Below are 18,271 nucleotides of genomic sequence, written 5' to 3' on the forward strand. Positions count from 1 at the left end.
TGCGTCATCCTGAGTTCGTGTGTTTGAAAAAGTTGACGGAGCATAAGCCGCCGCTTCGGACACGGGCAACACCGGTCGGTGTTGCTGTCTGAATCGGAGCTTTTGCGTCAGAATCCCGGTCTATTTCGCATTCGGTCACCGCTTCGATGAGTTGCAACAGTCAGAAAATTCGCACGCTGCGCCAGCAGATTCCCTCTTTCGAGTGCGTGCCCGGCTGCCATGACTGCTGTGGGCCGGTGACCACCTCGCCCGAAGAAATGTCCCGCCTGCCACGCAAGACCCGGGCCGAGCAGGATGCGGCGATGGAGGAACTCAATTGCGTCCATCTGGGCCCCAATGGCTGCACCGTGTATGACGAGCGACCGCTGATCTGTCGGCTGTTCGGTACCACCAAGACGTTGCCATGCCCCAACGGGCGGCGACCGGTAGAGCTGATCCATCCGCGGGTCGAGAAGCAGATTCATGAGTACATGGCTTCGACGCGGCAGGTCTTGGTTTAGACGTTGTCAGCTAAAGATCGCAGCCTGCGGCAGCTCCTACGGGTGTACGCGTTCCTCTGTAGGAGCTGCCGAAGGCTGCGATCTTTTGATCTTTGCTTTTCAATCCGGAATCGGCAGGTTCAAGCTCTCTTTCACTTCTTCCATCACGATATAGCTCTTGGATTCGCGTACATGCGGCAGCTTGAGCAGGATATCGCCCAGCAGTTTGCGGTACGAGGCCATCTCGGAAATCCGCGCTTTCACCAGGTAATCGAAGTCCCCGGACACCAAATGGCATTCCAGCACGTGGGGCAGTTTCAGCACCGCGCGTCGGAACTCTTCGAAAGTATCGCCGGATTTGTAGTCGAGGCTGATCTCGACGAACACCAGCAGGCTACCCTTGAGGTGCTGCGGATTCAGGCGGGCGTTGTAGCCCATGATGATCCCTTCACGCTCCAGTCGCCGGACCCGTTCGGTGCAGGGCGTGGTGGAGAGGCCGACCTTTTCCCCCAGCTCGGTGAAGGAGATACGCCCGTCCGCTTGCAGGATCCGCAGGATGTTGCGGTCGATCTTGTCCAGCTCACGTTTGGTCTGGGTGTTGGTCCGCATAGGGGATGCGCCTCCGTGAAAAGGGTTTTTGCCGAGAATTGTCGCCAAATATAGGCACTTATATAGTGAAAAGCACTGGCTAATCTTTTTTAAACTGCCCACATCTTCGGTCTGCACAATAAACGTCAGCGGTAAGCCGCGATGAGGGATATGAAAATGCGCGTTCTGGTCTTGGGTAGCGGCGTCATCGGTACCGCCAGTGCCTATTATCTGGCACGGGCCGGCTTTGAGGTGACGGTCGTGGACCGTCAGCCAGCGCCGGCCATGGAAACCAGTTTCGCCAACGCCGGGCAGGTTTCGCCGGGTTATGCCTCGCCGTGGGCCGCTCCGGGCGTGCCGCTCAAAGCCATCAAGTGGCTGTTGCAGCGTCACGCGCCATTGGCGATCAAGGCCACCGCCGACATCGACCAATACCTGTGGATGGCGCAGATGCTGCGCAACTGCACCGCTAGCCGTTATGCGGTGAACAAGGAACGCATGGTGCGCCTGTCCGAGTACAGCCGCGACTGCCTCGACGAATTGCGCGCCGAAACCGGTATCGCCTACGAAGGCCGCAGCCTGGGGACTACCCAGCTGTTCCGCACCCAGGCGCAGCTTGATGGCGCCGCCAAAGACATCGCCGTGTTGAAAGAATCCGGCGTGCCTTTCGAATTGCTCGACCGCGCCGGCATTGCCCGGGTCGAACCAGCCCTGGCCAGTGTCACCGACATCCTCGCCGGTGCCTTGCGCCTGCCGAACGATCAAACCGGCGACTGCCAGATCTTCACTACCCGCCTGGCCGAAATGGCCACGAAGCTGGGTGTGGAGTTCCGTTTCGGCCAGGATATTCAGCGCCTCGATTTCGCCGGTGATCGCATCAACGGCGTGTGGATCGACGGCAAGCTGGAAACCGCCGACCGCTATGTACTGGCCCTCGGCAGCTATTCGCCGCAATTGCTCAAGCCATTGGGCATCCGGGCTCCGGTGTATCCGCTGAAGGGTTACTCGCTGACCGTGCCGATCATCAACCCGGCGATGGCCCCGACGTCGACCATTCTCGATGAGACCTACAAGGTCGCGATCACCCGTTTCGACAACCGCATCCGCGTCGGCGGCATGGCTGAAATCGCCGGTTTTGACTTGTCGCTGAACCCGCGTCGACGCGAAACTCTGGAGATGATCGTCAACGACCTTTATCCTCAGGGCGGCGATCTGCCTCAGGCGAGTTTCTGGACAGGCCTGCGTCCGACTACCCCGGATGGCACGCCGATTGTCGGTGCCACGCCGTTCAAGAATCTGTTTCTGAACACGGGCCACGGCACGCTCGGCTGGACCATGGCCTGTGGTTCCGGGCGTTTGCTGGCGGACCTGATGGCCAAGCGAACGCCGCAGATCAGTGCCGAAGGCCTTGATATTTCCCGTTATGGCAACAAACTTCAGGAGTCCGCAAAACATGTCAATCCAGCGCCAGCTCACCAATGAGCGCATGAGCCAGATCGTTGTCCACAACAGTACGGTGTATCTGGCAGGGCAGGTCGGTGACGACATGAGCGCCGGGATTGAACAGCAGACCCGTGAAACCCTCGCCAACATCGAGCGTTTGCTGGATCTGGCCGGGACCGACAAGAGCCGTCTGCTGTCGGTGACGATTTACCTGAAAGACATCGACGCGCACTTCGAAGGCATGAATTCGGTATGGGACCAGTGGCTGCCAAAAGGCGTCGCCCCGGCCCGCGCGACGGTTGAATCGAAGCTGTGCGAACCGCAAATCCTGGTCGAGCTGTCGGTTGTCGCCGCGCTGTCATAACGCTCAACCAGAAAGATCCCTCTCCCGGTGCTGTTGGCGGTTCACGCTGTCAGCCAGCGCCGGTTTTTTTTCCAATGACCGACTTAGAAGTCTGCCGCCATGCGTCCAGCCCGTGCCCTGATCGACCTTCAAGCCCTGCGCCACAATTACCGGATCGCCCGTGAAGTCACGGGGGCAAAAGCCCTCGCGGTCATCAAGGCCGATGCCTATGGTCATGGCGCGGTACGTTGCGCCCAGGCACTGGAAGCCGAGGCGGACGGGTTTGCCGTGGCGTGCATCGAAGAGGCGTTGGAGCTGCGTGCCGCCGGGATTCGTGCGCCGGTGTTGTTGCTCGAAGGTTTTTTCGAAGCCGATGAGCTGTCGTTGATCATCGAGCATGACTTCTGGTGCGTGGTGCATTCGCTGTGGCAGCTCGAAGCCATCGAAAAAGCCGCGCTGAGCAAACCGATTACGGTCTGGCTCAAGCTCGACTCGGGCATGCATCGGGTTGGCTTGCACCCGGCGGATTACCAGGCGGCCTATCAACGGCTGCTGGCCAGCGGCAAAGTGGCGAAGATCGTGCTGATGAGTCACTTCGCCCGCGCCGATGAACTGCACTGCCAGACCTGCGCCGATCAGGTCGCAGTGTTCGAAGCGGCGCGGAAGGGGTTATCAGCCGAAATCAGTCTGCGCAATTCACCGGCGGTGCTCGGTTGGCCGCAGATTCCCAGCGATTGGGTGCGCCCGGGCATCATGCTCTACGGCGCGACACCGTTCGAAGAAGCCAATGCCGTGGCCTCGCGCCTGCAACCGGTGATGACTCTGGAGTCGAAAGTGATCAGCGTGCGTGAATTGCCGGCCGGCGAGCCGATCGGCTACGGCGCGAAATTCATGACTTCCAAACCGATGCGTGTGGGCGTGGTGGCGATGGGTTATGCCGACGGTTATCCGCGCCAGGCACCGAGCGGCACGCCGGTGCTGGTGGCCGGGCAGCGTAGTCAGTTACTGGGCCGGGTGTCGATGGACATGCTTTGCGTCGACCTGACCGACGTGCCGCAAGCCGGCCTCGGTTCGCCCGTCGAGTTGTGGGGCAAAAATATCCTCGCCAGTGACGTCGCGATGGCTGCGGGCACGATTCCTTATCAGATTTTCTGCAACCTGCATCGGGTGCCACGGCTCTATTCCGGGCCTGACGAGTAACGTTTCTGACCGGAAGTCGCTTCGCCAAACAGGATTCAGGCCCAAGTGTTGTAAATACTGAACGCTGTCGCCATGATAACGCTCAATATTCCTGCAACCTGAATCCCTGGAGGCTCCAGCATTGGACGTCGGTGAACGACTGCAATCGATCCGTAAGCTCAAAGGTCTTTCCCAGCGTGAGCTCGCCAAACGCGCGGGTGTTACCAACAGCACCATTTCGATGATCGAGAAGAACAGCGTCAGCCCTTCGATCAGTTCGCTGAGGAAGGTACTGGGCGGGATTCCCATGTCCATGGTCGAGTTCTTTTCCGAAGAAATCCTGCAGGAAAAACCGACTCAGATCGTCTACAAAGCCCACGAGCTGATCGATATTTCCGATGGGGCAGTGACCATGAAACTGGTCGGTCGGGCTCACCCAAGCCGGGCTATCGCGTTCCTCAACGAAATCTACCCGCCAGGCGCCGACACCGGTGACGAGATGCTCACCCATGAGGGCGAGGAAACCGGGATTCTGTTGGAAGGGCGGCTGGAACTGGTGGTCGGGCTCGAAACATTTGTGCTCGAAGCCGGCGACAGCTACTACTTTGAAAGTACCAAGCCGCACCGTTTTCGTAATCCGTTCGATGCCCCGGCGCGACTAATCAGCGCAGCTACCCCAGCGAATTTCTAAGAGAAGAGGCGTCCTGCCCGGATTGTGGAGACGCCCATGCTGTATTCCCATCCCACGACAAGACCCCTTCGACTTTGGGGTTGTTTCAGTGTGACGGGCTTACCGCTATACTTGCGCCCGCCTGCGAACCGTGGCCGTGGGCGTGACTAGCCACCATTGAGGGTGAACGCGTGAATCTAATTATGAAAATGCTGGCCGTACCAGCAACCGTATTGGCCCTTTGGGCAGTCAGCGCACAAGCTGCGACCAACGACGAAATTGCTAAACGCCTTGAGCCAGTCGGCAAGGTTTGCGTTCAGGGTAAAGAGTGCAAGGGGATGGAAGTCGCTGCTTCAGCGGGTGGTGGTGATGCCAAAACCCCTGACTCAGTGATTGCAAAACATTGCAACGCTTGCCACGGCACCGGCCTGTTGGGCGCGCCGAAAGTCGGTGATGCCGCAGCCTGGGGCGAGCGCGCCAAGAAAGAAGGCGGCCTTGACGGCTTGCTGGCGAAAGCGATCTCCGGCGTCAACGCGATGCCACCCAAAGGCACCTGCGCCGATTGCTCTGATGCCGATCTCAAGGGCGCCATCCAGAAGATGTCCGGTCTGAAGTAAGCCCCTCTTAAACGAAAAGCCGCTTACGAGCGGCTTTTTTGTACCTGCGATTTTCCCCTGAGGCTATTCTTTGCTGCAAAGACCCAACCCCAATTCATGGAACGGGCGGGAGGATCAGATGGTGCAGTTGTGCTCTATCGAGCAGGCGGTCGATGATGTCCTGGCGCGGTTGCCGGCGCACATTCACATGGGCTTGCCGCTGGGGCTGGGCAAGCCCAATCACTTCGTCAACGCGCTATATCAACGGATCGCGCGGCTGCCAGAGCGGCAGCTGACGATCTACACCGCCCTGTGTCTCGGCCGCCCGCCATTGGGCGATGGTTTGCAAAAGCGCTTCCTCGAACCCTTCATCGAGAGGGTGTTCGGCGATTATCCAGAGCTGGATTTCCTCGCCGACCTGCATCGCGACAGCCTGCCGAGCAACATTCACGTCCTTCAATTCTTCCTGCAGCCAGGCAGCCTGCTTGACAGCGCACCGGCCCAGCAGGATTACGTCAGCAGCAATTACAGCCACGCCGCCCGGGACATCAATGCCGCCGGCTTGAACCTGGTCGCGCAACTGGTCGCCAGCCACAGCGAGCATCCCGATCGCCTGAGCCTGAGCTGCAACCCGGACATCACCCTCGACCTGTTTCCAATGATCGCCAAGCGCCGGGCGGCGGGGGAAACGATCCTTCTGGTGGGCCAGGTGCACAACGATTTGCCGTACATGCCCGGCGATGCGGAAATCGGCATCGACTCCTTCGACCTGCTGATCGACGCGAAGGACCGCACCACGCTGTTTTCCACGCCGAATATGCCGGTGGGTTTCCAGGATCACTTCATCGGGCTGCACGCCAGTACGCTGGTGCGCGATGGCGGCACGCTGCAGATTGGCATCGGCGCCATGGGTGATGCCCTGACGGCAGCGTTGCTGGCGCGACAGGCTGACAGTGAGGGTTACAAGGCGTTGTTGGCGGATCTGAATCTCAGCCAGTGGGCGCAGTTGATTGAGCGCGAAGGGGGTATCGAACCGTTCGCCAAGGGCCTTTACGGTTGCAGCGAAATGTTCGTCAACGGCTTGCTGGTGTTGGCCGACGCCGGGATCGTGCGGCGCAAAGTTTACCCGGACGTGCCGACCCAGCAGCAGGCAAATGCCGGAACGCTGGACGAGGCCGCGCAGACTGACGGCATCTCGGTGCATGGCGGGTTTTTCCTCGGGCCGCGCAGTTTCTATGAACGCCTGCGGGAGATGCCTCAAGGTAAACGGCTCGAATTCAACATGACCCGCATCAGCTACATCAACGAGCTCTACGGTCAGGAAGAACTCAAACGCTTGCAGCGCCTCGATGCGCGCTTCATCAACACCGTCTTCACCATGACCTTGCTCGGTGCCGGCGTGGCCGATCAACTCGAAGACGGGCGGGTGCTGAGCGGTGTCGGCGGGCAATACAACTTCGTCGTCCAGGGCCATGCGCTGGAAGGCGCGCGTTCGATCCTGCTGCTGCGCAGTTGGCGCGAGTCGGGCGGTGACGTCAGTTCGAATATCGTCTGGCAATACGGCCACTGCACGATCCCACGGCATCTGCGGGACATCGTCGTCACCGAGTACGGCATCGCCGATTTGCGCGGAAAAACCGACGCGGCGGTGATCGAGGCGTTGCTGAATATCAGCGACTCACGTTTCCAGCCAGGGCTGATCGAGCAGGCGCAAAGCGTTGGCAAATTGCCGAAGCATTTCCGACTCGATCCGCGTTTCGCCGACAACAGCCCACAGCGGTTGCAGGCCATTCAGGGGCGGCATTCGAACCTGTTTCCGGAATATCCGTTGGGCTGTGATTTCACTGCTGAGGAACGGGATTTATTGCGGGCGCTGAACTGGTTGAAGAGCAAGTTCAAGCTCACGGAAATTCTGGAATTGGGCAAGGCGGCACTGGATGCGCCAGCGGCTTCGGAATTTCCGGTGCATCTGGAGCGGATGCAGCTGACCAATCCGGAAGGGCTGAAGGAGGATTTGTTTCAACGGTTACTGCTCACCGGCCTCAAAGCCACCGCACAGTAACGGCCACCACAAAAACCTGTGGGAGCGGGCTTGCCCGCGATGGCGGTGGAACAGCCAACATCAATGTTGAATGTCATGACCTCATCGCGGGCAAGCCCGCTCCCACAGGTTCGGTGATGTAGCTGGTTTATTCGATGAAGGTCACGACGCCATCCTTCAGCGACTGCACCCGAGCCAACGATTCAACGCGATAACCCTGAGCATCCAGTTCCGCACGGCCACCCTGGAACGACTTTTCGATCACGATACCCAAACCCGCGACGGTCGCGCCGGCCTGTTTGATGATCGAGATCAGCGCTTGCGACGCCTTACCGTTAGCCAAAAAGTCGTCGATGATCAGCACGCGGTCGCTGCTGGTCAGGTGGCGTGGGGAGATCGCCACGGTGCTTTCGGTCTGCTTGGTGAATGAGTAAACGGTCGCCGACAGCAGGTTTTCAGTCAGGGTCAGGGACTGATGCTTGCGGGCAAAAATCACCGGCACGCCAAGGTTCAGGCCGGTCATGATCGCCGGGGCAATGCCCGAGGCTTCGATGGTGACGATCTTGGTGATGCCCGAGTCCTTGAACAGCGTGGCGAATTCGTCGCCGATCAGCTTCATCAGGGCCGGGTCGATCTGGTGGTTCAGAAAGGCGTCGACTTTCAGAACCTGGTCGGAAAGCACGATGCCTTCTTCACGAATTTTCTGGTGCAGTGCTTCCATGAAGCTTTCCTCTTTTGGCGCCTTGTGGCCCCTGAATGCTTATAAAAGTGCTCGATTCTAGCGCTTTAACATCGCGCGTATATCCGCCAATGCGGTATTACCGCGAACCGCTTTGACTTCGGTCGGGGTGTCGTCGGTGCCTTCCCAGGCCAGGTCGTCCGGCGGCAGTTCATCGAGGAAACGGCTAGGCGCGCAGTCGATGATCTCGCCGTATTGCTTACGCTTGGCGGCGAAGGTGAACGCCAGCGTCTGACGCGCTCGGGTAATCCCGACGTAGGCCAGGCGACGTTCTTCTTCGATGGTGTCGGCTTCAATGCTGGAGCGGTGCGGGAGAATTTCCTCTTCCATGCCCATGATGAACACGTAGGGGAATTCCAGACCCTTGGAGGCGTGCAAGGTCATCATCTGCACGCCTTCGGCACCGTCTTCCTCTTCCTGCTGACGCTCCAGCATGTCGCGCAGAACGAGTTTGCCGATGGCGTCTTCGACGGTCATCTCGCCTTCTTCGTCTTTCTCCAGGGTGTTTTTCAGCGCCTCGATCAGGAACCAGACGTTACCCATGCGGTAGTCGGCGGCCTTGTCGCTGGAGCTGTTGGTGCGCAGCCAGTTCTCGTAGTCGATGTCCATGACCATGCTGCGCAGGGCGGAGATCGGGTCTTCGCCGGCGCACTGCTCGCGGACCTTGTCCATGAAGCGCTTGAAGCGCGACAGGCGATCGGTGAAGCGCGTGTCCAGATGCTCGCCCAGGCCGATTTCGTCGGTGGCGGCGTACATCGAGATTTTTCGCTCGGTGGCGTAGTTGCCCAGCTTCTCCAGCGTGGTCGAACCGATCTCCCGGCGTGGGACGTTGATCACCCGCAGGAAGGCGTTGTCGTCATCCGGGTTCACGATCAGGCGGAAGTAGGCCATCAGGTCTTTCACTTCCTGACGTCCGAAAAAGCTGTTGCCGCCGGACAGGCGATATGGAATCTGGTGATGCTGCAGCTTCAGCTCGATCAGCTTGGCCTGGTAGTTGCCGCGATACAGAATCGCAAAATCGCTGTAGGGCCGATCAGTGCGCAGGTGCAGGGTCAGCAGTTCCACGGCCACGCGCTCGGCTTCGGCGTCTTCGTTGCGGCAACGAATCACGCGGATTTCGTCGCCGTGGCCCATCTCACTCCACAGCTGTTTTTCGAACTCGTGCGGGTTGTTCGAGATCAGCACGTTCGCGCAACGGAGAATGCGGCTGGTAGAGCGGTAATTTTGCTCGAGCATCACCACTTTCAGGGACGGGTAATCGTCCTTGAGCAGCATCAGGTTTTCCGGACGGGCGCCACGCCAGGCGTAGATCGACTGATCGTCGTCGCCCACCACGGTGAACTGATTACGCTTGCCGATCAGCAGTTTTACCAGCAAATACTGGCTGGCGTTGGTGTCCTGGTATTCGTCCACCAACAGATAGCGGACCTTGTTCTGCCATTTTTCCAGGATGTCGGCGTGTTCCTGGAACAGTTTTACCGGCAGCAGGATCAGGTCGTCGAAGTCCACCGCGTTGAACGCCTTGAGCGTGCGCTGGTAGTGGGTGTAGACGATGGCGGCGGTCTGTTCCTTGGGGTTGCGGGCGTTTTCCAGGGCTTCGGGCGGCAGGATCAGGTCGTTTTTCCACGAGCCGATCATGTTCTTGATCTCGTCGACGCCGTCGTCGCCCGAGTATTCCTTCTGCATGATGTCGGTCATCAGGGCTTTGACGTCGGTCTCGTCGAAGATCGAGAAGCCCGGTTTGTAGCCCAGCCGCACATGTTCCTTGCGGATGATGTTCAAGCCCAGGTTGTGGAAGGTGCAGACCGTCAGGCCGCGGCCTTCGCCACCCTTGAGCAGCGTGCCGACCCGTTCCTTCATCTCGCGCGCGGCCTTGTTGGTAAAGGTCATGGCGACGATGTACTGGGCGCGGATGCCACAGTTCTGGATCAGGTGCGCAATTTTGCGGGTGATCACGCTGGTCTTGCCGGAGCCTGCGCCGGCGAGCACCAAAAGAGGGCCGCCGACGTAGCTCACGGCTTCTTGCTGCCGGGGATTGAGTCGGGACATACGGAATCAGGGAGTCATTAGCGAAATGGGCCGGCATTTTAACAGGCTCAGCGAATTGTGCTGCTCTCTCCGACTTGTGACGCAACACGCGATCTCTATTTGCCGGTTTTGCTACTTTCACGCAGGATGCGCATTGAATTTGCGTCTAATGTTCGTATTTAAGACACAAAACCCGTGTTTGATAACCGATGTCATTTGGTCATTGGTTATCCGCGCGGCATAATGCCCGCCGCCTACATCTTTGCAGAGTCTAGGGAGCTAGCTTGTCTACGCCTGTCGAACCCTTGCGTTTGCTGCTACTGGCCGAAGAGCCGGCGTGGGCAGCGTTGTTGCGCGAGTGTCTGGCTCCGATGGGGAGTTCGGCTGTGCTGCTCAGCGCGCCGAGCTGGGAGTCGGTCAGCAATTTGTTCGATGACAACCGCAGCGCGGTGTTGTTGACAATTCCTGCACTTCAGCCGGCACCCGGCCGTTGCAACCTGCCGACCGTGTTGCTGCTCGAACATGAGCCGCTGGCGCCGCCCGACGGTGTGAGCGACTGGTTGGTGCGCAATCTGCTGGATTCCGGCATGTTGCGCCGATGCCTGCGCCATGTGCGTGAGCGCGGCGTGCTGGAAAACACCTTGCAGCGCCTGGCCGAACAGGACCCGTTGACCGGTATCGCCAACCGTCAGGGTTTCCAGACCTTGCTGGCGGCGCGTCTGGCCGATAACGAAGGCCGCGGCCTGGCCCTCGGTCATCTCGACCTCGACAACTTTCGACACGCCAACGACGCCCTCGGCCATCAGGCGGGCGACCGGTTGATTCTGCAAGTGGTCTCGCGGCTGAAAAGCCAACTGGAGGCCAGCGATCAATTGGCCCGGCTGGGCAGCGATGAGTTCGCCCTGCTGATCGACACCCGCCGCGCTCCTCAGCGCGCCGAATGGATGGCCGAACGCATTACCGAAGCCCTGTCTGAACCCTATTGGATCGACGGCGAAAGCCTATTGATCGGTTCCAGCCTCGGCATCGCTCACGCACGAGCGCAGGCCGGTGCCGACCCGTTGATGTGGCACGCGCACATCGCCATGCAGCAGGCCAAGAGCACACAGGGCTGCACCTTTCATATCTTCAACGAACGGATCAATCGCAATGCCCGCAGCATCGCCGACCTCGAAAGCGAGTTGCGCCGGGCCTTGCGCCGCGATGAGCTGGAGTTGCATTACCAACCACGGCTGAACCTTGAGGACGGTCAGATCGTTGGCCTCGAAGCCTTGGTGCGCTGGCGTCATGGCGAACGCGGCTTGCTGCCCCCCAGCGAATTCGTGCCGCTGGCCGAGCAAAGCGGCTTGATTGTGCCGCTGGGTTACTGGGTGATTTCCCGTGCCCTGCGAGACATGCAAGCGTTGCGCGAACGAGGTCTGCCAGCGCTGCACATGGCGATCAACCTGTCGTTCCGGCAGTTTCAGGACAGCCAGTTGCTGTCGACCCTGAGCCGGCTGATTGCCGAGCGAGGCGTGGAGGCGCAATGGCTGGAATTCGAACTGACCGAAACCGCGGTGATGCGTCGCAGCGATCTGGTCAAGCAGACCATGGACGCCCTTGGGCGTTTGGGCGTGCGTTTCTCGCTGGACGATTTCGGCACCGGGTTCTCTTCGTTCGTGCATCTCAATAGCCTGCCGATTGCGTTGTTGAAGGTCGACAAGAGCTTTGTCGGCGGCATGGAAGAGCGGGAAGAGAATCGCAAACTGGTCCACGCGATGATCAACCTGGCGCACAACCTCAACCTGGAAGTGGTCGCCGAAGGTGTGGAAACACCGGAGCAGCTGGATTTGTTGCGCGGCTTTGGTTGCGATCAGGTGCAGGGGTATCTGATCAGCAAGCCGTTGCCGTTGGCGGAGTTGGTTGAGTATTTGGCCTTCGGTAGCAGCCAACAGGTTGTGTTGGCTTAACGACGTACTTGTAGGAGCGAGGCTTGCCCGCGAAGGCGTCGTGTAAGTCGACATTGTTGTTAACTGACATGACGCCTTCGCGGGCAAGCCTCGCTCCTACAGGGCCTAGGCGATCTCGAAACGCTGCGCTGACGCCGGCTCCCGCCGAATCATCCGCTTCATCTTCCACTCAAACGCCAGCGTCAGGCTCACCGCCGCACACGCCAGCCCCAGCGCCAGACCCCACCAGACCCCCATTGGCCCCCAGTTCAAATGGAAGGCCATCCACCAGGCGGCCGGTGCGCCGATCAGCCAGTAGCAACCCAAACCCACCAGGAACGTGGTCTTGGCATCCTTGAGCCCGCGGATGCAGCCCATGGCGATGGTTTGTGTGCCGTCGAACAGCTCGAACCATGCCGCCACCGCCAACAGACTCACGGCCAGATTGATGACTTCGCGGAACGCCGGGTCGTTGTGGTCCAGGAACAAGCCGATCAACTGATGCGGCAGCAGCCAGAAGACCATCGCGAAACCGAGCATTGCCGCCGCCCCGAAGGCGATCCCTACCCGTCCGGCCAGCCGCGCATAGAGCAATTGCCCGGCGCCGTAATGCTGGCCGATGCGCATGGTGATCGCGTAGGAAAGCCCCGCCGGAATCATGAACGCCACCGAGACAATTTGCAGGGCAATCTGGTGCGCCGCCAGTTGCGTACTGCCCATGGTGCCCATGCACAGCGCAGCGAAGGCAAACAGGCCCACTTCCACCGCATAGGTGCCACCAATCGGCAGGCCCAGGCGCCACAATTCCTTCAAGTACTGACGGTTGGGCCGCGACAGACCCTGGCGCAATGGATACGCGTCGTAGGCCGGATGCCGACGTATGTGCAACGCGAGCGCCAGCGCCATGAGGTTGGCAACGATCGCCGTGACCAGACCGATGCCCACCAGGCCCATTTTCGGTAGGCCGAACATGCCGGTGATCAACGCATAATTGAGCAGGAAGTTGGCCACGGTGCCGGCGAGGCTGATAACCATCACCGGTGTCGCCCGGCCGATGGCGCTGGTGAAGCCGCGCAGCGCCATGAAGCTCAGGTAGCCGGGCAGGGCGAACGGCAGAATCAACAGAAACTGGCCGGCAGCCTGGACGTTGGTTTCGGTCTGGCCGAACAGCAGCAACACCGGTTTCAGGTTCCACAACAGCAACCCCGCCACCAGCGCCATCAACCAGGCCAGCCATAACCCGGCCTGGGTCAGCCGCGCGGCGCCAATGATGTCGCCCGCGCCCTGACGGATCGCCACCAGGGTGCCGACGGCGGCAATCACGCCGATGCAGAAAATCGACACGAACGAATACGTCGCCGCACCCAGACCGCCACCGGCCAACGCTTCGGGGCTCAGGCGCGCCATCATCAAGGTGTCGGTGAGGACCATCAACATGTGCGCCAACTGCGAGGCAATCAACGGCCCCGCCAGCCGCAGGATGGCCCAGAGTTCAATACGCGCTGGATGCTGCATGATCATCACGCTCGAGTGTCAGAGAGAACAGGAAGCGTCGATTCTCGGCGCTCTGCGGGGTTTTCACAAAGGGATAAAAAGGATGGGTGGCATGATTAAAACTCATGCAGGGGAGTTTCTGATAAGTTGGTGCGATCGCGCTATAGGAGCTTTCCTGATGTCCCGTCGTCTTCCTCCCTTGTATGCCCTTCGAGCATTCGAAGCGGCGGCGCGGCATAGCTCGTTTACCCGCGCCGCCGAAGAACTGTCGATCACCCAAAGTGCGGTCAGTCGGCACATTCGTACGCTCGAAGAGCATTTCGCCTGTCGACTGTTTCATCGCAGCGGGCGCAACCTGCAACTGACCGAATCGGCGCGACTGATCCTGCCCGGCATTCGTGAAGGCTTCACCGCCCTTGAGCGGGCCTGCAATACTTTGCGCGCCGAGGACGACATCCTGCGCATGAAAGCCCCGTCGACTCTGACCATGCGCTGGCTGTTGGCCCGGCTCAGCCGTTTTCGGCACCTGCGACCGGGGAACGAGGTGCAATTGACCAGCGCCTGGATGGACATCGATAGGGTGGACTTCAACCACGAACCCTTCGACTGCGCCGTCATCCTCAGCAACGGGCATTTTCCACCGGACTGGGAGGCGACTTTCCTGTTCCCCGAAGAACTGATTCCGGTGGGCGCGCCGAATCTTCTGAAGGATCAACCGTGGGACGTTGCGCGCCTGGCCAGTACCGAGCTGCTGCACCCGACGCCGGACCGTCGCGACTGGCGCAACTGGCTGGAGCGCATGGGCCTGACTGATCAAGTCTCGCTCAAGGGCGGGCAAGTGTTCGACACGCTGGAGCTGGGCATGATCGCCGCTGCCCGAGGTTACGGCGTGTCCATGGGCGACTTGCTGATGGTGGCGGAAGATGTCGCACAGGGACGTCTGAGTTTGCCGTGGCCGACGGCCGTCGCCAGTGGTGAGAATTATTACCTGGTCTGGCCGAAAACCCGCCCCGGCGGCGAGCGTTTGCGCCGCCTCAGCGATTTCCTGCAAGGCGAAGTCCGGGCCATGGAATTACCGGATGTCGAACGTCTGGGCTGAATCGATGGAGCCGGCGCAATGGCGGCCTTGAGCCATATCCCCGCTAATTACTCAAGTATTCAGCGTTGCCGCCGAAAATCTGCTGATGGCACCGTCGTGCAGGTGCCATGTTTTCCCACCATCAGAAATTTTGCCGAGTGTGCGATGGGATCAGAATGATCCGGCCACTGGGTCAGGAGCTGTCATGTCTCAACCTCGTGCTCGGATTGCCTCACAGCTGGGTCTTGCGCTTGCCGTGATACTGGCGATTGTCATCAGCGGCAGTACTGTGTTCGCCCTGCGCTCGCTGGACACCGCCAACCTCGCCACCCGCGAAGAACATCTGGCCAGTGAGGCCCGCTTGCTGGCCGATCAGTTGAGCACCTTTCACGGCACCTTGCGTGAGAGCACCCAGCGCCTGGCCGGCCTGTTCGAGAAGCGCTTCAGCGCCGGTTTGAGCGTGCACCCGGATGAGCCGGTAACTGTAGCGGGTGTGCAGACTCCCGGTTTGCACCTGGGCAGTGATGTGTTGAACAACAACTTCGCCGAAGTCGACGAGTTCAAGCAGATGACTGCAGGCGTCGCGACCGTGTTCGTGCGCAGCGGTGAAGAGTTCATTCGGGTCAGTACGAACGTCACCAAACAGGACGGCAGCCGCGCCATTGGCACTCTGCTCGACCACGCGAACCCGGCTTACGCCCGTTTGATGGCGGGGCAGAGTTATGTGGGTCGAGCCTTGCTTTTCGAACGCTTCTACATGTCGCAGTACACTCCTGTACGGGACAGCAGCGGTAAGATCATTGCCGTGCTGTACGTAGGATTCGATTACACCGATGCTCAGAATACGCAGTTCGCCAACCTCAAACGCTTCCGCATCGGCCAGACCGGCTCCTTGGCGTTGCTGGATGAGCAAGGTAAATGGCTGGTGCCGATTGCCGGTGTGCAAGCGCTGGATCAGGCGGTCCCGAGCATCGTCGGTCTGGCCAAGACACCGGGCAAAGGCGACTTCTGGAGCGACACGTCGCAAGACTTCTACAGCATTGCCGTGCCGTTCGAAGGCGGGCCGTGGTCGGTAGTGGCGAGCATGCCGAAAACCGAAATCCGCGCGGTGACCTGGAGCGTCGGCATTCAATTGGCCATCGGGAGTCTGCTGGCGATGTTGCTGGCAGTCGGCTCGGCGATCTGGTTGCTGCGCAGCAAACTGGCGCCGCTGGGTGATCTGGTGCGTCAGGCCGAAGCCTTGGGTGCCGGTGATTTGAGTGTTCGCCTGAACGTGTCGAGCAATGACGAAATCGGCCAGCTTGCCCGTGCCTTCAATCAGATGAGCCAGGCCCTGTCGACCATGGTTGAGCACATCCGCAAAGCCTCGGGAGAGGTCAATAGCCGTGCCCAGGCATTGTCCGGTTTGTCTGGGGGTGCCTATGAAGGGATGGAGCAGCAGTCCGGCGAAATCACCAGCATGGCCGGCGCCGTGGAAGAATTCAGCGCCACCTCGCTGAACATCGCCGACAACATGGGCAACACCCAGCGTCTGGCGCAGGAAAACGCACAGCAAACCCAGATCGGTCGTACGTCGATGGACGAAGCGTCCTCGTCGCTGGAGCAAATCGCCGGTGCGCTGAACAGCACCGCGACAGTGATCAATACCTTGGGTCAGCGCTCCCAGGAAATCGGCGGCATTGTCGGGGTGATTACCTCGATCGCCGAGCAAACCAACCTGCTGGCGCTCAACGCCGCCATCGAAGCCGCCCGCGCCGGTGAGCAGGGTCGTGGGTTTGCGGTGGTGGCCGATGAGGTGCGTAACCTGGCTTCACGCACCCGCCAGGCCACCGACGAAATTTCCGGGATGATCCAAAGCATCCAGCAGGAAACCGGCAACGCCATCAGCACCATGGAGCAAGGCAACGTGCTGATGCAGGAAGGCCTGTCGCGCAACGCCAACGTCGCTTCGGCGCTGGCGCGGATCGATGAACAAAGCCGCTCGGCCGGTCAGCAATTCGCTGCGATCACCACTGCGACCCAGGAGCAAAGCAGCACCGCGACCTTGCTCAGCAGCAATCTGCAAAGTATTGCTTTGGCAAACAGTGAACAGCGCGAAGTGGTATCGAACCTGGCTGTGACTGCCAAAGAACTGGAGAAGCTCGCGGCGGACTTGCGGCATGAGGTTGACCGGTTTCGCTGAGTCGCTGCCGAAATCGTCATCGCGAGCAGGCTCCCACAGTTGATCTCGGGGGTTCACAAATTCTGTGTTCACCTTCGATCCAATATGGGAGCGAGCCTGCTCGCGATGGAATCGACTCAATTCCCGATTTGCCAAATCTGCAGATCAATTCCTCTTTAGTGGTCTTCCTTGGCATTTAGCACCAGTGTCTCGTTTTTTATGCTTGCTGAAACGTTTCTTCAAGTCTATAAAATTGGCACAATTCCAAGAAAGGCTGCTGCCATGACCCCGCTCAAACTCTTTGTTGCCCTCAGCGCACTGTCCGCTGCCTCCCAAGCCATGGCCTGGGATTATGTCCTGCTCGACACCGATAAAGCCGCCCAGAACTGGCAAATCACCAGCCAGCAACTCGGGGTAAAAACCGACAAACCCTTCAGCGTGACGCTGCGCACCTTGCACGGCGGTCGGCAAGAGGGCGTCAGCATCGTCGACATCGATAACGGCACGATGAAACTTTCGGTAGTACCGACTCGCGGCATGAACGTCCTGCAGGCGTCTGTAGGCGATGTGCGCATGGGCTGGGATTCGCCGGTCAAGGAAGTGGTCAATCCGTCCTTCATCGAGCTCAACGGCCGTGGTGGCCTGGGCTGGCTGGAAGGTTTCAATGAACTGGTTACCCGCTGCGGCTACGAATGGGTCGGTCACCCCGGCATCGACAACGGAGAACTGCTGACCTTGCACGGCCGCGCCGCCAACATCCCTGCGAACAAAGTCACCCTGCACATCGATGAAAAACCGCCATACGCCATCAGCCTGCGTGGCGAGCTGAAAGAGCAGGCGTTCAAGAAAGTCGACTTCTCCGTCGCGACCGAACTGGTTACCGAACCCGGCAGCGTAGCGTTCACCCTCAACGACACCCTGACCAACAACGGCGACTATCCGAAGGAATATCAGGCGCTGTATCACAGCAACTTCAGCACCCCATTCCTGGAACAGGGCGCTCGCTTCGCCGCGCCGGTGAAACAGGTGTCGCCGTTCAACGACAAGGCCAAGGGCGATCTGCCGGACTGGCAAACCTACCGCGCACCGACCAAGGACTACGACGAAACGGTCTACAACGTGGTGCCGTATGCCGATGCCAAGGGCGATACGTTGACCGTGCTGCATAACAAGGCCGGCAGTCTGGGTGTTTCGGTCGGCTTCAACACTCAAACACTGCCCGTGTTCTCTCTATGGAAAAACACCGATACCCAAGGGCAAGGCTATGTCACGGGGCTGGAGCCGGGGACGAGTTTTTCCTACAACCGCCGGTATCAGCGGCCATTGAACCTGGTGCCGACGATTGGGCCCAAGGAACACAAGCAGTTCCGCATCAGCTACAGCTTGCTGGCGGATAAGGTGGCTGTGGATAAGGCGTTGAAGCAGGTGAGCGAGATTCAGGGCGGGCGGGAGACTGAGGTGCGGCAAACGCCGTTGGTTGATCTCACCAAGGGGTGATGTCCCG

Annotated in this window: 15 protein-coding genes; 11 read left to right on the plus strand and 4 right to left on the minus strand. The window is 59.8% G+C overall.

Features of this window, described 5'->3' with window-relative positions; genetic code table 11:
- Positions 1–146: 146 nt before the first annotated feature.
- A complete protein-coding gene (locus NHU87_RS04850) occupies positions 147–500 on the plus strand; it encodes a YkgJ family cysteine cluster protein (protein WP_253546124.1) in 354 nt (117 codons plus the stop codon).
- 99 nt (positions 501–599) lie between these two features.
- Here the strand turns inward: NHU87_RS04850 and NHU87_RS04855 are convergent, their stop codons facing one another.
- A complete protein-coding gene (locus NHU87_RS04855; protein WP_003206849.1) occupies positions 600–1,088 on the minus strand; it encodes an Lrp/AsnC ligand binding domain-containing protein in 489 nt (162 codons plus the stop codon).
- Between the two features lie 156 nt (positions 1,089–1,244).
- Between NHU87_RS04855 and dadA the strand changes: the two genes are divergently transcribed.
- The 6 genes from dadA (at position 1,245) to NHU87_RS04885 (ending at position 7,360) form a co-directional block, all read left to right on the plus strand.
- Positions 1,245–2,549, plus strand: a complete 1,305-nt coding sequence (gene dadA, locus NHU87_RS04860) for a D-amino acid dehydrogenase (RefSeq protein ID WP_253546127.1) — start codon at positions 1,245–1,247, stop codon at positions 2,547–2,549.
- Positions 2,521–2,874, plus strand: coding sequence for a RidA family protein (locus tag NHU87_RS04865; protein ID WP_253546130.1), 354 nt, complete (start codon positions 2,521–2,523; stop codon positions 2,872–2,874). Before dadA ends, NHU87_RS04865 begins: the two co-directional genes overlap by 29 nt.
- A gap of 99 nt (positions 2,875–2,973) precedes the next feature.
- Positions 2,974–4,053, plus strand: coding sequence for an alanine racemase (alr, locus tag NHU87_RS04870; protein WP_253546133.1), 1,080 nt, complete (start codon positions 2,974–2,976; stop codon positions 4,051–4,053).
- 121 nt (positions 4,054–4,174) lie between these two features.
- Positions 4,175–4,723, plus strand: coding sequence for a cupin domain-containing protein (locus NHU87_RS04875; RefSeq protein WP_052964500.1), 549 nt, complete (start codon positions 4,175–4,177; stop codon positions 4,721–4,723).
- A gap of 170 nt (positions 4,724–4,893) precedes the next feature.
- Positions 4,894–5,319 carry a c-type cytochrome gene (locus tag NHU87_RS04880; RefSeq protein WP_367399008.1) on the plus strand — a complete coding sequence of 142 codons (426 nt, stop codon included), beginning with the start codon at positions 4,894–4,896 and terminating at the stop codon, positions 5,317–5,319.
- Between the two features lie 118 nt (positions 5,320–5,437).
- Positions 5,438–7,360 carry an acetyl-CoA hydrolase/transferase C-terminal domain-containing protein gene (locus NHU87_RS04885; protein ID WP_253546136.1) on the plus strand — a complete coding sequence of 641 codons (1,923 nt, stop codon included), beginning with the start codon at positions 5,438–5,440 and terminating at the stop codon, positions 7,358–7,360.
- Positions 7,361–7,487: 127 nt separating this feature from the next.
- Here the strand turns inward: NHU87_RS04885 and NHU87_RS04890 are convergent, their stop codons facing one another.
- Together NHU87_RS04890 and rep are read right to left on the minus strand one after the other, a co-directional pair.
- On the minus strand, positions 7,488–8,060 hold the full coding sequence (locus tag NHU87_RS04890; RefSeq protein ID WP_253546139.1) for a xanthine phosphoribosyltransferase: 573 nt from the start codon (positions 8,058–8,060) through the stop codon (positions 7,488–7,490).
- A gap of 57 nt (positions 8,061–8,117) precedes the next feature.
- The gene (rep, locus tag NHU87_RS04895) at positions 8,118–10,127 is read right to left on the minus strand and encodes a DNA helicase Rep (protein ID WP_253546142.1); all 2,010 of its coding nucleotides are present in this window, start codon (positions 10,125–10,127) and stop codon (positions 8,118–8,120) included.
- A gap of 263 nt (positions 10,128–10,390) precedes the next feature.
- On the opposite strand from rep, the gene NHU87_RS04900 reads away from it, so the two are divergent.
- On the plus strand, positions 10,391–12,055 hold the full coding sequence (locus NHU87_RS04900; RefSeq protein WP_253546145.1) for a putative bifunctional diguanylate cyclase/phosphodiesterase: 1,665 nt from the start codon (positions 10,391–10,393) through the stop codon (positions 12,053–12,055).
- Positions 12,056–12,160: 105 nt separating this feature from the next.
- Here the strand turns inward: NHU87_RS04900 and NHU87_RS04905 are convergent, their stop codons facing one another.
- Positions 12,161–13,549 carry a NorM family multidrug efflux MATE transporter gene (locus NHU87_RS04905; RefSeq protein ID WP_253546148.1) on the minus strand — a complete coding sequence of 463 codons (1,389 nt, stop codon included), beginning with the start codon at positions 13,547–13,549 and terminating at the stop codon, positions 12,161–12,163.
- A 157-nt stretch (positions 13,550–13,706) separates the two neighbouring features.
- On the opposite strand from NHU87_RS04905, the gene NHU87_RS04910 reads away from it, so the two are divergent.
- The 3 genes from NHU87_RS04910 to NHU87_RS04920 all read left to right on the plus strand — a co-directional run bounded on the left by NHU87_RS04910 (position 13,707) and on the right by NHU87_RS04920 (position 18,264).
- Positions 13,707–14,627 (plus strand): LysR substrate-binding domain-containing protein, encoded by a 921-nt coding sequence (locus NHU87_RS04910; RefSeq protein ID WP_048396276.1) that lies wholly within the window; start codon positions 13,707–13,709, stop codon positions 14,625–14,627.
- A 184-nt stretch (positions 14,628–14,811) separates the two neighbouring features.
- Positions 14,812–16,788: a methyl-accepting chemotaxis protein gene (locus tag NHU87_RS04915; RefSeq protein ID WP_253546151.1), complete on the plus strand. Its 1,977-nt coding sequence runs from the start codon at positions 14,812–14,814 to the stop codon at positions 16,786–16,788.
- A gap of 261 nt (positions 16,789–17,049) precedes the next feature.
- On the plus strand, positions 17,050–18,264 hold the full coding sequence (locus NHU87_RS04920; protein ID WP_253546154.1) for an aldose 1-epimerase family protein: 1,215 nt from the start codon (positions 17,050–17,052) through the stop codon (positions 18,262–18,264).
- Positions 18,265–18,271 lie beyond the last annotated feature (7 nt).

The sequence above is a fragment of the Pseudomonas mandelii genome (assembly GCF_024138395.1).
In the GTDB taxonomy this organism is placed as follows: domain Bacteria; phylum Pseudomonadota; class Gammaproteobacteria; order Pseudomonadales; family Pseudomonadaceae; genus Aquipseudomonas; species Aquipseudomonas mandelii_E.